Source organism: Pseudomonas sp. G3-39 (assembly GCF_054790485.1).
The window spans coordinates 1,865,141-1,879,669 of record NZ_CP186497.1; the positions used below are offsets into that span (position 1 = coordinate 1,865,141).

General features: G+C 61.5%; 11 protein-coding genes. 7 read left to right on the forward strand and 4 right to left on the reverse strand.

Translation table 11 applies throughout. The annotated features are described in order from the left end of the window. Positions 1–19 precede the first annotated feature (19 nt). On the forward strand, positions 20–637 hold the full coding sequence (gene thrH / locus ACOYXG_RS08500) for a bifunctional phosphoserine phosphatase/homoserine phosphotransferase ThrH (protein ID WP_096797103.1): 618 nt from the start codon (positions 20–22) through the stop codon (positions 635–637). 102 nt (positions 638–739) lie between these two features. Here thrH and pabB read toward each other — a convergent pair whose 3' ends face one another. From pabB to rloA, 4 genes are all read right to left on the reverse strand, one after another. Further along, positions 740–2,083 carry an aminodeoxychorismate synthase component I gene (gene pabB / locus ACOYXG_RS08505; RefSeq protein ID WP_460357000.1) on the reverse strand — a complete coding sequence of 448 codons (1,344 nt, stop codon included), beginning with the start codon at positions 2,081–2,083 and terminating at the stop codon, positions 740–742. 215 nt (positions 2,084–2,298) lie between these two features. Beyond that, positions 2,299–3,285 (reverse strand): alpha-L-glutamate ligase-like protein, encoded by a 987-nt coding sequence (locus tag ACOYXG_RS08510; protein ID WP_115990341.1) that lies wholly within the window; start codon positions 3,283–3,285, stop codon positions 2,299–2,301. Beyond that, on the reverse strand, positions 3,285–4,820 hold the full coding sequence (gene rloB, locus ACOYXG_RS08515; RefSeq protein ID WP_007960894.1) for an osmotic stress tolerance membrane protein RloB: 1,536 nt from the start codon (positions 4,818–4,820) through the stop codon (positions 3,285–3,287). Before rloB ends, ACOYXG_RS08510 begins: the two co-directional genes overlap by 1 nt. A gap of 5 nt (positions 4,821–4,825) precedes the next feature. Further along, complete coding sequence (gene rloA / locus ACOYXG_RS08520) at positions 4,826–5,362, reverse strand: retropepsin-like aspartic peptidase RloA (RefSeq protein ID WP_025110318.1); 537 nt, start codon at positions 5,360–5,362, stop codon at positions 4,826–4,828. 404 nt (positions 5,363–5,766) lie between these two features. Here rloA and ACOYXG_RS08525 point away from each other — a divergent pair, with 404 nt between their 5' ends. The 6 genes from ACOYXG_RS08525 to prpD all read left to right on the forward strand — a co-directional run bounded on the left by ACOYXG_RS08525 (position 5,767) and on the right by prpD (position 14,368). Further along, complete coding sequence (locus tag ACOYXG_RS08525) at positions 5,767–6,489, forward strand: GntR family transcriptional regulator (RefSeq protein WP_169432611.1); 723 nt, start codon at positions 5,767–5,769, stop codon at positions 6,487–6,489. After that, positions 6,486–7,379: a methylisocitrate lyase gene (gene prpB, locus ACOYXG_RS08530; RefSeq protein ID WP_003223269.1), complete on the forward strand. Its 894-nt coding sequence runs from the start codon at positions 6,486–6,488 to the stop codon at positions 7,377–7,379. The genes ACOYXG_RS08525 and prpB overlap by 4 nt, the downstream gene beginning before the upstream one ends. A 137-nt stretch (positions 7,380–7,516) precedes the next feature. Then, on the forward strand, positions 7,517–8,644 hold the full coding sequence (gene prpC, locus ACOYXG_RS08535) for a bifunctional 2-methylcitrate synthase/citrate synthase (RefSeq protein WP_027613297.1): 1,128 nt from the start codon (positions 7,517–7,519) through the stop codon (positions 8,642–8,644). A gap of 201 nt (positions 8,645–8,845) precedes the next feature. Then, entirely contained in the window at positions 8,846–11,440 is a 2,595-nt protein-coding gene (gene acnD, locus ACOYXG_RS08540) for a Fe/S-dependent 2-methylisocitrate dehydratase AcnD (protein ID WP_460357005.1), read from the forward strand. Between the two features lie 54 nt (positions 11,441–11,494). Further along, complete coding sequence (gene prpF / locus ACOYXG_RS08545) at positions 11,495–12,697, forward strand: 2-methylaconitate cis-trans isomerase PrpF (RefSeq protein ID WP_460357008.1); 1,203 nt, start codon at positions 11,495–11,497, stop codon at positions 12,695–12,697. A 186-nt stretch (positions 12,698–12,883) separates the two neighbouring features. Then, positions 12,884–14,368, forward strand: a complete 1,485-nt coding sequence (gene prpD, locus ACOYXG_RS08550; RefSeq protein WP_150369794.1) for a 2-methylcitrate dehydratase — start codon at positions 12,884–12,886, stop codon at positions 14,366–14,368. Positions 14,369–14,529 lie beyond the last annotated feature (161 nt).

Sequence of the window (14,529 nt, forward strand, 5' to 3'; positions counted from 1 at the left end):
CTACAAACGGGAGTGTCTTGTGGAAATTGCTTGCCTGGATCTTGAAGGGGTACTGGTGCCGGAAATCTGGATCGCCTTCGCCGAAAAAACCGGAATCGAATCCCTCAAGGCCACCACCCGGGACATTCCCGATTACGACGTGCTGATGCAGCAGCGTCTGCGCATCCTCGACGAGCACGGCCTGAAACTCTCGGACATTCAAGAAGTGATCGCCACCCTCAAGCCGTTGGATGGCGCGGTGGAGTTCGTTGACTGGCTGCGCGAGCGCTTTCAGGTGGTGATTCTCTCGGACACTTTCTACGAATTCTCCCAGCCGCTGATGCGGCAACTGGGCTTCCCGACCTTGCTCTGCCATCGCCTGATCACTGACGACAGCGGGCGGGTGACCGGCTATCAATTGCGTCAGAAAGATCCCAAGCGTCAGTCGGTGCTGGCATTCAAGAGCCTGTACTACCGGGTAATTGCGGCGGGGGATTCGTATAACGACACGAGCATGCTGGGTGAGGCGGATGCGGGAATTCTGTTCCATGCGCCGGACAACGTGATTCGCGAGTTCCCGCAGTTTCCGGCGGTGCATACGTTTGTCGAGTTGAAGCAGGAATTCCTCAAAGCCTCTAACAGAGCGTTGAGTTTGTAGTCGTCTGGAAGGACGCTTTCGCGAGCAGGCTCGCTCCCACAGGGAAATGCATTCCTAATGTGGGAGCGAGCCTGCTCGCGAAGCTTTTAAGCTTTTAAGCTTTTAAAGGTTTTGCAGGGTTTCGAGGAGGATTCTGACTTTGGTAATCGACTCCTGATACTCCGCCTGCCAGTCCGAATCGGCCACGATCCCGCCGCCACCCCAGCAACACACTTGCCCATCCTTGACCAACAGACTGCGAATCGCGATGGAGCTGTCCATCTCGCCGCGTACGTCCAGGTACAGTAACGAACCGCAATACAAACCGCGCCGGGTCGGTTCCAGTTCATCGATGATCTGCATCGCACGAATCTTCGGCGCGCCGGTGATCGAGCCACCGGGGAAGCTGCCAGCAATCAGGTCCAGTGCGTCGCGATCCTCGGCCAGTTCGCCGGTCACGCTGCTGACCAGGTGATGCACGTTGGGATAGCTTTCCAGGCTGAACAGCTCTGGCACTCGCACCGAACCAATCCGGCAGGTGCGGCCGAGGTCGTTGCGCAGCAGGTCGACGATCATCAGGTTTTCCGCGCGATCCTTTGGGCTGGCCAGCAGTTCGGCGGCGTTGGCGGCGTCTTCGGCAGGTGTCAGGCCGCGCGGGCGGGTGCCTTTGATCGGGCGGGTTTCCACCTGACGCTGGCTGACTTTTACGAAGCGCTCCGGCGACAGGCTCAGCACCGCGTCACCGTCGGGCAGGCTCTGGAAACCGGAAAACGGCGTCGGGCAGGCCTCGCGCAACGCGCAATAGGCCAGCCACGGATCGCCCTGACAGGTCGCGCGGAAACGCTGGGCGAAGTTGACCTGATAGCAGTCGCCGGCCTGGATGTATTGATGAATGCGTTCCAGCGCCTGGCGATAGTCATCGGCCGACAGATCGGCGGTCATCGGCGTGTCCAGCTTGAATGGGGTCAGCGGCGCCGAGGTCGGTTGGCTGAATAGCGTGATCAGCCGTTGCCGCTCGCTGTCGGCCAGCGACGGGTGAAACACCAATTGACTGGTGGCGGTCTGGTGATCACTGATCAGCGCCCAGTCGTACAGACCGAACCGCGCGTCGGGCAATTGCAGATCGTCCTTGGCCTGGCTCGGCAGATTCTCGAGATGTCGGCCGAAGTCGTAGCTCAGATAGCCGATCAGGCCGCCAGCGAAGGGCAGGTCATATTCGCCAGGCAGCTGCGCTTCGCCCAGGCGGGTCAGGTTATTGCGCAGGCGTTGCAGGAAAACGCTGCCGCTTTCGTCGGGCAACACCACCAGTTGTTCCAGCGGCCAGGCGCTGAGCAGGTCATAACGGCCACGGTCAGCACTCGGCCGACCGCTGTCGAGCAGCACGGCGCCGGGCGCATGGCGGATGGCCGCGAAGTAATCGGCGGGGTTGGCGCGGTAGGGCAGCGGGTGTACGGAACAGGTCAACATGGGCGGGGCAGATCAGCCATCGAGGCGGGGTGGGGATTGTAGTCCTCTGCGGGAGTTGCTCCTAGAGGGGATGTCGGGGATGAGCAGATTGGGGGCAGGGTTGAGTCTTGTAGTGGCGGTAAGTCCGCTATCGCGAGCAGGCTCACTCCTACAATTTGGAATGCGTTCCCCTGTAGGAGTGAGCCTGCTCGCGATAGCCGCGCCTCAGTGCTGGATCAGCCCTCGACCGCCGGAATATGCCCAAACATCTCCTGAGTAAACGCCACCCGTTCCTCGACCGACTCCGTCACCCCGCGTGCCTTCAGGTCTTCCAGATGCGCCTCGACCGCATGCGTACGCTGGGTCAGCCCGCAATCATTGGCAATCTGGATATTCAGACCTGGCCGCGCATTCAGCTCGAGAATCAGCGGGCCTTTCTCCTGATCCAGCACCATGTCCACACCGATGTAGCCCAGGCCGCACAGCTCATAACAGCCGGCGGCGAGTTTCATGAAACCATCCCAGTAGGGCAGTTGCACGCCGTCCACCGCGTTGGTGGTGTCGGGGTGTTTGTTGATGATGTTGTTCAGCCAGGTGCCGCGCAGGGTCAGGCCGGTGGCGAGGTCGACACCGACGCCGATGGCGCCCTGGTGCAGGTTGGCCTTGCCGCCGGACTGACGGGTCGGCAAACGCAGCATGGCCATCACTGGATAGCCCATCAACACGATGATGCGGATGTCCGGCACGCCTTCGTAGCTGATGCTCTTGAAGATCTGATCCGGGGTCACCCGGTATTCGATCAGTGCACGGTCGCGGTGACCGCCCAGCGAATACAGGCCGGTGAGAATGCTCGAGATGTGGTGCTCGAGCTCTTCGTGGGCAAGGATCTTGCCCGAGACCGTGCGATAGCGGCCTTCGAAGCGGTCGGCGATGACGATGATGCCGTCACCGCCCGCACCTTGAGCCGGCTTGATCACGAAATCGTTGCGCCCGCCGATGATCGCGTCGAGCTTGTCGATTTCCTTCTCCGTGGAGATCACGCCATACAGCTCCGGCACATGAATGCCGGCCTCGATCGCGCGCTCCTTGGTGATGATCTTGTCATCGACGATCGGGTACAGGCTGCGCTTGTTGTACTTGAGCACGTAGTCGGCGTTACGCCGATTGATGCCCATGATGCCCCGCGCCTCCAGAGCCTTCCAGGTCTTCCAGAAACCGAACATCAGGCGTCAGCCTTCTTCAGGAAAGCCTTGAAGCGCACCAGTTCGGTCAGGCGGTAACCGCGATAGCGACCCATCGCCAGCATGAAACCGACCAGAATCAGCAGGATCGCCGGGAAGGTAAACACGAAGTACACCAACTCCGGCACGGTCATGATCAGGTGGGCCAGCGAGGCGGCGAACAGGGTGCCGATCGCCACTTTCATGGCATGGCTGGCGCCGCGTTCTTCCCAGGTGATCGACAGGCGTTCGATGGTCATGGTCAGAATCACCATCGGGAACAGCGCCACCGACAAGCCACGCTCCAGCCCCAGCTTGTGGCTGAACAGGCTGATGGCGGCAATCAGCACCACCACGAAGGTCAACACCACCGACAGGCGCGGCAGCATCTGCAGCTTCAGGTGTTCCAGGTACGACCGCAAGGACAGGCCCAGCGCGGTGATCACGGTAAACAGCAGGATGCCGAAGCCCAGTTGCGTTTCGCGGAAGGCCAGGGCGATCAGCACCGGGGTAAAGGTGCCGAGGGTCTGCAGGCCGATCAGGTTGCGCAGGATCAGGATCACCAGCACGCCGATCGGGATCATCACCATGATCATGAACGTCTGCTGGGTCTGCAGCGGCAGGCCGTACAGCGAGTATTCGAGGAAGTTGGCGTCGGTGTTTTCGTCGGTCAGCTTGGCCAGACGAATCGCGTTCATCTCGCTGTTGTTCAGGCTGAAGGTCACGTTGGCTTTCTTCGCGCCCTCGATGGTGATCAGGTTTTCATCACCGGTCCACCACAGCAGGCGGTCGGTCGGCAGGCCTTGCTCGCCGGTTTCCGGGTTGAAGTACAGCCAGTCGTTGCCGTTGAAACTGCGCAGCCACAGTTCCGGGGTTTGCGGCTGATCGGCGACGAGGCGGATGGTGTGGACTTTTTCCACCGGCACGTGAGCGATCGACAGCAGCAGTTCGACGATCTTCGCCTTGTGCGGTGTCGACGGGTCGCCTGCCAGCAGCAGTTTGACGTTGTCATCGTTGGCGTTGTTGACGCGTTTGATCGCTTCGCCGATGAAGGTTTCGACGTCGGCCGAGTGCTGGCGGATCGGCGCGAGCAAGGCTTCGGCGGCGATTTTTTCCGGGCCTTCGATGGCGATGCTGTCGCGGAAGGTCGGGCCTTTGATCTTGGATTTTTCCGCGGTGTAGCGCTTGGTCAGCACCAGACGGTAATAAAGGGTCTGGTTGCCCTTGGCCCGGCGCGCCGACCAGGTGACCTTGCGGTTGCCGTCGACGCGGTTGACTGCCACGCCGTAGTTATTGGAGATAAAGCTTTCGTTGAGGCTGACGTAATCGCGGCTCAGCGGTGGCACGAACATCTGGACCTTCACCGGGTCCTTGGTGCTGGCGACGAACTCGACTTTGGCGTCGATGTTCCACAAGTCGTCGGTGGCATCTTCGGTCACCGGGATGCCGAGCACGAAAATCTGATAGGCCGTAACCGAAACGCCCAGGAGCACCAGAATGGTGATCAGGATTTTCAGGTGGAAGGTTAGAGAACGCATGGAAATTACTCGGCGGTATGAGCGGCGATGGTGCAGGCAGGTTTGCCGGCAGCGTATTTAAGACTGGGGTCGACCAGCGCGTCGAAGCGTTTCAAGGCTTCGGAGCCGATCAAAAGCGGATATTGGAACGCACTTCGGTCGGTCAGGTTCACTTCGATGCTGCGCAACGCCGTGCCCATGCAGATATCCAGCTCGATCACCGGGCGCGCGGTGTACTTTTTACCTTCTTCCGGGTCGTAGTCGCCGGCGCGGCGCTTGATCTTGCTGACCCGGGCCAGCGGCCGCTCGATCGGGTGCGAATGCGCCGCGTCGATCGCCAGGTAGAAACGCACCCAGGACTCGCCGTTGCGTTTGAAGCGTTTGATGTCGCGGGCACTCAGTGAGGCGGTCTTGGCGCCAGTGTCGAGTTTGGCCGCGACTTGCAGATTGATGCCGTCAAGCGATGCGTATTCGTTGAGGCCGTACACGGTTTTTTCCCCCGCCGCGGCGAGGCCGGGCAGGCAAAACAGCGCAAAAAATGTGGGGAAGGGCTTGAGTCTCATAAATCCTGGTGCGCAGCGTTCCGTTTTCGGTTCAGGTTCCTGGCAATACTGCGCAAGCTCCTTCGTGTGCCTATCAGCTTTTTATGACAAGCCGTACAAATGGCCAGCAAATGCGGGCGGCATTCTAGCACGGTGGTTTTATGGCGCCAGCGCTCGCGCCGGTCTATACCCCTTGGGTAATCCTGTGGGAGCGAGCCTGCTCGCGAAGGCGGTGCTTCATCCAGGCAGATGCTGGCTGACACTACGCTTTCGCGAGCAGGCTCGCTCCCACAGGGATTAAGTGATCAGCGGGAGATTGCCTAGGGCTATTAGACGATTGTCGACAATATCCATTTATCCTTTGACTGATGCCGGCTAATTGGCTAGTTTTTGCCGCATTGGATTTTAAGGTGTCGACAATCATGCTGGATCAACTTGATCCCCCGGTCATCAGCGGCGACGATTCCGAGACGCTCTCGGAAAACGTCTTCCGGCGCATCCAGGCGGCCATCGTCAAAGGCGAGATCGCCCCAGGCAGCAAGATCTCCGAACCCGAGCTGGCGCGCACCTACGGCATCAGTCGCGGGCCGCTGCGCGAGGCCATCCATCGGCTCGAAGGCCAGCGTCTGCTGGTGCGCGTACCGCATGTCGGCGCGCGGGTGGTGTCGCTCAGCCACGCCGAATTGCTCGAACTCTACGAAATCCGCGAATCCCTTGAAGGCATGGCCTGTCGGCTGGCGGCCGAACGCATGAGCGTCGAAGAAATCGACGAACTGCGCCGGGTGCTGGAAACCCACGAGCGCGACGCGGCGTTCCAGGCCGGGGTCGGCTATTACCAGCAGGAAGGCGATTTCGACTTTCACTACCGGATCATCCAGGGCAGCGGCAACCGCACGCTGACGCAAATGCTTTGCGGCGAGCTCTATCAACTGGTGCGCATGTACCGCATCCAGTTTTCCACCACGCCCAACCGCCCGCGTCAGGCCTTCGCCGAACACCACCGGATTCTCGATGCCATCGCCGACCGTGACGGCGAACTCGCGGAATTGTTGATGCGCCGCCACATCGGCGCCTCGAAACGCAACATCGCCCGTCATTACCAGGACGGCGCCGACAATAAGACAGCCACTGAACGAGGTGAGTCATGAGTTCCAAGCAGAACACTCCAGGCCAGCGTTTCCGCGATGCGGTCGCCAGCGAGCACCCATTGCAGGTGGTCGGCGCGATCAACGCCAACCACGCGCTGCTGGCCAAGCGCGCCGGTTTCAAGGCGATCTACCTGTCCGGTGGCGGGGTGGCCGCAGGCTCGCTCGGCGTGCCGGACCTGGGCATCACCGGCCTGGATGATGTGCTGACCGACGTGCGGCGCATTACCGACGTCTGCGACTTGCCGCTGCTGGTGGACGTCGACACCGGTTTCGGCGCCTCGGCGTTCAACGTGGCGCGCACCGTGAAGTCGATGATCAAGTTCGGCGCGGCGGCGATTCACATCGAAGACCAGGTTGGCGCCAAGCGCTGCGGCCACCGTCCGAACAAGGAAATCGTCACCCAGCAGGAAATGGTCGACCGCATCAAGGCAGCGGTCGATGCCCGTACCGATGACAGCTTCGTGATCATGGCGCGCACCGATGCGCTGGCGGTGGAAGGTCTGGAGTCGGCACTGGATCGCGCCGCCGCGTGCATCGAGGCCGGCGCCGACATGATCTTCCCGGAAGCCATCACCGAACTGGAGATGTACAAGCTGTTCGCCAACCGGGTGAAGGCGCCGATCCTCGCCAACATCACCGAGTTTGGCTCGACGCCGCTGTACACCACCGAGCAACTGGCTGGCGCCGATGTGTCGCTGGTGCTGTACCCGCTGTCGGCGTTCCGCGCGATGAACAAGGCAGCGGAAAATGTCTACACCGCGATCCGCCGCGACGGCACCCAGCAGAATGTCATCGACACCATGCAGACGCGCATGGAGCTTTACGATCGTATCGACTATCACACCTTCGAGCAGAAGCTCGATGCGTTGTTTGCACAAAAGAAAGGCTGAACAAGATCCCCTGTGGGAGCGAGCCTGCTCGCGAAAGCGGTGAGTCAGGCAATAACAAAGTGACTGACACGACGCTTTCGCGAGCAGGCTCGCTCCCACACGTTTCCCCTACAAATTCAAGAAGATTGGAGACAGCAATGGCCGAAGCAAAAGTACTCAGTGGCGCCGGGCTCCGGGGCCAGGTTGCCGGGCAAACCGCATTGTCCACCGTGGGCCAGGCCGGTGCCGGGCTGACCTATCGCGGCTACGACGTGCGTGAACTGGCAGCCGACGCGCAGTTCGAAGAAGTGGCTTACCTGCTGCTGTACGGCGAACTGCCGACCCGTGCACAACTCGATGCCTACCAGCAAAAGCTGAGCAAGCTGCGCGACCTGCCGCAAGCACTGAAAGAAGTGCTGGAGCGCATCCCCGCCGACGCCCACCCGATGGACGTGATGCGCACCGGTTGCTCGTTCCTCGGCAACCTCGAGCCGGAGAAAGACTTCTCCGAACAGCGCGACAAGACTGACCGTCTGCTCGCCGCATTCCCGGCGATAATGTGCTACTGGTATCGCTTCAGTCACGACGGCAAACGCATCAACTGCGTTAGCGACGAGCCGACTATCGGCGGCCACTTCCTGCACTTGTTGCACGACAAGAAGCCGAGCGAACTGCACGTCAAAGTGATGAACGTGTCGCTGATCCTTTACGCCGAGCACGAATTCAACGCCTCGACGTTTACCGCTCGCGTTTGCGCATCGACCCTGTCCGACCTGTATTCCTGCGTCACGGCGGCTATCGGTTCGCTGCGTGGCCCGCTGCATGGCGGCGCCAACGAGGCGGCAATGGAAATGATCGAGCGCTTCTCGTCGCCGGAAGAGGCGATCAAAGGCACCCTCGGCATGCTCGAGCGCAAGGACAAGATCATGGGCTTCGGCCACGCGATCTATAAGGACAGCGATCCGCGTAACGAGGTGATCAAGGGCTGGTCGAAAAAACTCGCCGACGAAGTCGGTGACAAGGTGCTGTTCCCGGTCTCCGAAGCCATCGACAAGACCATGTGGGAGCAGAAAAAACTGTTCCCCAACGCCGACTTCTACCATGCCTCGGCGTACCACTTCATGGGCATCCCGACCAAGCTGTTCACGCCGATCTTCGTTTGCTCGCGCCTGACCGGCTGGGCCGCGCACGTGTTCGAACAGCGCGCCAACAACCGCATCATCCGTCCAAGCGCCGAGTACATCGGCGTCGAACAGCGCAAGTTCGTGCCAATCGAACGTCGCTGAATGGTGGGCTGACCCGATCCTTGAAGCCACCACAAATCCCTGTAGGAGTGAGCCTGCTCGCGATGACGGACTGACATTCACCATTGATGTCGACTGATCTACCGCTATCGCGAGCAGGCTCACTCCTACAAGGGACGGTGTGAATCTTGAGTCGGGCGTCTGCCCACCCTTTGAAACTACCGTGACCCGAGTCCTGACCCGATGAACACAGAATTCCGCAAAAACCTGCCCGGCAGTTCCCTGGATTATTTCGACGTCCGCGCGGCGGTCGAAGCGATTCAGCCCGGCAGCTACGACACCTTGCCGTACACCTCCCGCGTGCTGGCGGAAAACCTCGTGCGTCGCTGCGATCCGGCCACGCTCACCGATTCCCTGAAACAACTGATCGAACGCAAACGCGACCTCGACTTCCCGTGGTTCCCGGCGCGTGTGGTGTGCCACGACATTCTCGGCCAGACCGCACTGGTCGACCTCGCCGGCCTGCGTGACGCGATCGCCCTGCAGGGCGGTGACCCGGCGCAGGTCAACCCAGTGGTGCCGACGCAACTGATCGTCGACCACTCGCTGGCGGTGGAAGCGGGCGGTTTCGACAAGCAGGCGTTCGAGAAGAACCGTGCCATCGAAGACCGGCGCAACGAAGACCGTTTCCACTTCATCAACTGGACCAAAAAGGCCTTCAAAAACGTCGACGTGATCCCGCCGGGCAACGGCATCATGCACCAGATCAACCTGGAGAAAATGTCCCCGGTGATTCAGGTGCGCGACGGCGTGGCGTTCCCCGACACCTGCGTCGGCACCGACAGCCACACCCCGCACGTCGATGCGCTGGGCGTGATCGCCATCGGCGTCGGTGGCCTCGAAGCCGAGAGCGTGATGCTCGGCCGCGCCTCGTGGATGCGCCTGCCGGAGAGCGTCGGCGTCGAACTGACCGGCAAGCTGCAACCCGGCATCACCGCCACCGACATGGTGCTGGCGCTGACCGAATACCTGCGCAAACAGAAAGTCGTCGGCGCCTGGCTGGAGTTCTTCGGCGAAGGCGCGTCCGCGCTGACCCTCGGCGACCGCGCGACCATCTCCAACATGGCCCCGGAATACGGTGCCACCGCAGCGATGTTTTACATCGACCAGCAGACCATCGACTACCTGAAACTCACTGGCCGCGAAGACCAGCAAGTGCAGCTCGTCGAGCAGTACGCCAGGCTCAACGGCCTGTGGGCCGACAGCCTGAAAGGCGCGCAATACGAGCGTGGCCTGACCTTCGATCTGTCGTCGGTGGTGCGCAACATGGCCGGCCCGAGCAATCCGCACGCCCGTGTGGCGGTAGCGGATCTGGCGGCCAAAGGCATCTCCGGGCAGTGGGATGACGTGCCGGGGCAAATGCCCGACGGCGCGGTGATCATCGCTGCCATCACCAGCTGCACCAACACCAGCAACCCGCGCAACGTGATCGCCGCCGGTCTGCTGGCGCGCAACGCCAACAAGCTCGGCCTGACCCGCAAGCCGTGGGTCAAATCCTCGCTGGCACCGGGGTCGAAAACCGTGGCGCTGTATCTCGATGAGGCGGGGCTGACCACGGAGCTGGAGCAACTCGGTTTCGGCGTCGTCGCGTTTGCCTGCACCACTTGCAACGGCATGTCCGGCGCACTCGATCCGGTGATTCAACAAGAGATCATTGACCGCGATCTGTATGCGACGGCCGTGCTCTCCGGCAACCGCAACTTCGACGGCCGCATTCACCCGTACGCCAAACAGGCGTTCCTCGCGTCGCCGCCGCTGGTGGTCGCGTACGCCATCGCCGGAACCATCCGTTTCGACATCGAGAAAGATGTGCTGGGCGTGGTCGACGGCAAGGAAATCCGCCTGAAAGACATCTGGCCGAGCGACGAAGAAATCGACGCCGTGGTGAAGTCGTCGGTCAAGCCGGAGCAGTTCCGTCAGGTCTACATTCCGATGTTCGCCGTCCACGAAGACACCGGCCCGAAAGTCACGCCCCTGTACGACTGGCGCGAGATGAGCACTTACATCCGCCGTCCGCCGTACTGGGAAGGTGCGCTGGCCGGCGCGCGGCCGCTGAAGGGCATGCGCCCGCTGGCGGTGCTCCCGGACAACATCACCACCGATCACCTGTCGCCCTCGAACGCGATCATGCTCGACAGCGCCGCCGGCGAATACCTGGCGAAAATGGGCCTGCCGGAAGAAGACTTCAACTCGTACGCCACGCACCGTGGCGACCACTTGACCGCGCAACGCGCGACCTTCGCCAACCCGAAACTGTTCAACGAAATGGTTCAGGAAAACGGCAAGGTCAAACAGGGTTCGCTGGCCCGCGTCGAGCCGGAAGGCAAGGTCATGCGCATGTGGGAAGCCATCGAAACCTACATGGAGCGCAAGCAGCCGCTGATCATCATTGCCGGCGCCGACTACGGTCAGGGTTCGTCCCGCGACTGGGCGGCGAAGGGCGTGCGTCTGGCGGGTGTCGAAGCGATCGTCGCCGAAGGTTTCGAGCGCATCCACCGCACCAACCTGGTGGGCATGGGCGTGTTGCCGCTGGAGTTCAAACCGGGCACCGACCGTCACACGCTGGCCATCGACGGCAGCGAAACCTACGACGTGATCGGCGCCCGCACCCCGCGCGCCGACCTGACGCTGGTGATCCATCGCAAGTCCGGCGAGCGTGTTGAGGTGCCGGTGACCTGCCGTCTGGATACCGCTGAAGAAGTGTCGATCTACGAGGCCGGCGGCGTGTTGCAGCGCTTTGCCCAGGACTTCCTCGAAGAGTCGGCGGTTGCCGTTTAAATCACGTAGTGCGAGCGCGGGTCGGTTGACCCGCGTTTGCGGATAAGGAGCACCATGGCTCACGCAGCTCATTTCGCACCGCAGATCAAAATCCCCGCCACCTACATGCGCGGCGGTACCAGCAAAGGCGTGTTCTTCAGCCTCAAGGATCTGCCCGAAGCCGCGCAGATCCCCGGCCCGGCCCGCGATGCCTTGCTGCTGCGGGTGATCGGCAGCCCCGACCCGTACGACAAACAGATCGACGGCATGGGCGGTGCCACCTCAAGTACCAGCAAAACCGTGATCCTGTCGAAAAGCAGCAAGGCCGATCACGACGTCGATTACCTGTTCGGTCAGGTCTCCATCGACAAGCCGTTCGTGGACTGGAGCGGCAACTGTGGCAACCTCTCGGCAGCGGTCGGTTCGTTCGCCATCAGCAACGGTCTGGTGGAGGCCAGCCGCATTCCGCACAACGGTGTGGCGGTGGTGCGCGTGTGGCAGGCCAACATCGGCAAAACCATCATCGCCCACGTGCCGATCAGCAACGGCGAAGTGCAGGAAACCGGTGATTTCGAGCTCGACGGCGTGACCTTTCCGGCCGCCGAAGTGCAGGTCGAGTTCATGGACCCGGCGGCGGAAGAAGAGGGTGGCGGCGGTTCGATGTTCCCCACCGGCAACCTGATCGATCAGCTTGAGGTGCCGGGTGTCGGCACGTTCCAGGCGACCATGATCAACGCCGGGATCCCGACGATTTTCGTCAACGCCGCAGACATCGGCTACACCGGCACCGAACTGCAAAGCGCGATCAACAGCGACCCGAAAGCCCTGCAGATGTTCGAAACCATCCGCGCCTACGGTGCATTGCGCATGGGCCTGATTTCCAGTCTGGATGAAGCGGCCAAGCGACAGCACACGCCGAAAGTCGCGTTTGTCGCCAAGCCTGCGGATTACATCGCGTCCAGCGGCAAGGCGATTGCCGCCGCTGATATCGATCTGCTGGTGCGTGCGTTGTCGATGGGCAAGTTGCACCACGCGATGATGGGTACTGCCGCCGTGGCCATCGGCACCGCTGCAGCGATCACCGGCACCCTGGTGAACCTCGCCGCCGGTGGCGTTGAACGCACGGCAGTGCGCTTCGGCCATCCGTCCGGGACCTTGCGTGTCGGAGCCGAGGCCAGTCTGGAAAACGGTGAGTGGGTGGTGAAAAAAGCCATCATGAGCCGCAGTGCCCGCGTCCTCATGGAAGGCTACGTACGCATCCCAGGCGACTCCTTCTGACACTACACCGAACAAAAACTGTGGGAGCGGGCTTGCTCGCGAAGGCGTAGTGTCAGTCGACATTTTCGCTGGCTGACACACCGTCTTCGCGAGCAAGCCCGCTCCCACAGGGAATTGCATTTCAAATATAAGAAATCAGCCTGAACCGAGGTCCCCTCAACGAACCACTGCCAGAGTGAATCGAACATGAGCGCCAACGTCGACCAGAACAACCGTCCCGACTACGACCGTGTCCTGCAGGACATCGCCGATTACGTCCTCACCTTCAACGTCGAATCTGCCGAAGCACTCAACACCGCCCGCAACTGCCTGATGGATACCCTCGGCTGTGGCCTGCTGGCGTTGCGTTTTCCCGAATGCACCAAGCACCTTGGCCCCATCGTCGAGGGCACCGTCGTGCCGTTCGGGGCGCGGGTGCCGGGCACTTCCTATCGCCTCGACCCGGTGAAAGCCGCGTGGGACATCGGCTGCATCGTGCGTTGGCTCGACTACAACGACACCTGGCTCGCCGCCGAGTGGGGGCATCCGTCGGACAACCTCGGCGGGATTCTCGCGGTGGCTGATCATCTCTCGCAGAAGCGTGTCGCCAACGGCGAAGCGCCACTGACAGTGCGCGATGTGCTTGAAGCGATGATCATGGCCCACGAGATCCAAGGCGTTATCGCTCTGGAAAACTCGTTCAACCGCGTCGGCCTCGACCACGTGCTGCTGGTGAAAGTCGCTTCGACCGCCGTCACCGCCAAACTGATGGGGGCCAATCGCGAGCAACTGCTGTCGGCGTTGTCCCATGCCTTCGCCGATGGTCAGGCGCTGCGCACTTATCGTCATGCGCCGAACGCCGGGTCGCGCAAGTCCTGGGCGGCGGGGGATGCGACCAGCCGCGGCGTGCGTCTGGCCGACATCGCGCTACGCGGCGAGATGGGCATTCCCGGGGTGTTGACGGCCAAACAGTGGGGCTTCTACGACGTATCGTTCAGCCACACCAACAACGATCTGGCGCTCAAGCCCGAAGGCAAACGCGTCTTCAGTTTCTCGCGGCCCTACGGCAGTTACGTCATGGAAAACGTGCTGTTCAAGATCAGCTTCCCCGCCGAATTCCATGCGCAAACGGCCTGCGAAGCGGCGGTGACCTTGCATCCGCTGGTGCGCAACCGCTTGCATGAAATCGACCGCATCGTCATCACCACCCACGAGTCGGCGATTCGCATCATTTCCAAAGTCGGACCGCTTGCCAATGCGGCGGACCGCGACCACTGCATTCAGTACATGACAGCCGTGCCGCTGGCGTTCGGCAATCTGCTGGCTGAACAGTACGAGGACGCTTTCCACGCCGCGCACCCGATCATCGATGTGCTGCGCGAGAAGATGGTCATCGTCGAAGACCCGCGTTTCACCCGCGAGTATCTGGAGGCCGACAAGCGCTCGATTGCCAACGCGGTGCAGGTGTTTTTCAAGGACGGAACGAGCACCGAGAACGTGGTGGTGGAATACCCGATCGGCCACCGTCGCCGCCGCGCCGATGGCATTCCATTGCTGGAGGACAAATTCAAGGCGAATCTGCTGACACGATTCACCGGGCAGCGCAGTGGCGAGATCTTCGCGTTGTGCAAGGATCAGGCGCAACTTGAGGCGACCCCCGTGAATCGTTTCATCGACCTGTTTGTCATCTGACAACGCGAGCATTGAAGAGACCCATTGCGGGCGTGAGCCTGCTCACGCTAGCGGTGTGTCAGGCAACATCAATGCTGAATGTGCCGCCGCCTTCGCGAGCAAGCCCGCTCCCACAAGGTTGCATGAACACTCTGAAACCCTGTGGGAGCGGGCTTGCCCGC